General features: G+C 73.3%; 1 pseudogene. It reads left to right on the top strand.

What is annotated here, in order from left to right:
* Window positions 1–487: pseudogene (locus DD1DGNOD_RS09580) on the top strand (pyruvate dehydrogenase); the annotation flags it as partial.

The following is a 487-nucleotide window of genomic DNA, read 5'->3' as shown; positions in this document are numbered from 1 at the left end:
GTGGTGTGGTTCGACGCACTGCGCGCGGGTGACCAGATCCAGGTGCCCCCAGCCGCGCTCCCGCTGCTGGAGGCCGTCCACCACCTGCTCAGTCGCCTCGACCAGCACGAACCCGCATCCGAAGGCGCGGCAGGAGCCGAGCGCCCGCCGCAACCGCTACAACCGCCGGACACGGCCGGCGCGACCGCGGCCCTGGGCACCGGGCCGGCGGTGACGGCATGGGCGGCGCTCGCCGCGCGGTACACCGCCGAGCATCCCGGCACAGCCACACCTGCCGGCATCGCCGAACCTGCCGGCATCATCACACCTGCTGGCATCACCGCACCTGCTGGCCCGGGGGTGTCCGGACGGCAGATCTGCCTGCTCGACCACACCGAGCTGTTCGACGGCGCGGTGTGGGAGTCCGTCACCGATCCACGGGTCCGCTGCCTGGGCGAACTGGTGTGGGTGGTCACGGTCCGCGCTCACCCGGCCGCGACGATCGCCT

The sequence above is a fragment of the Candidatus Protofrankia californiensis genome (assembly GCF_900634765.1).
GTDB lineage: Bacteria > Actinomycetota > Actinomycetes > Frankiales > Frankiaceae > Protofrankia > Protofrankia californiensis.
This window is presented reverse-complemented; position numbering and strand designations above follow the sequence as displayed.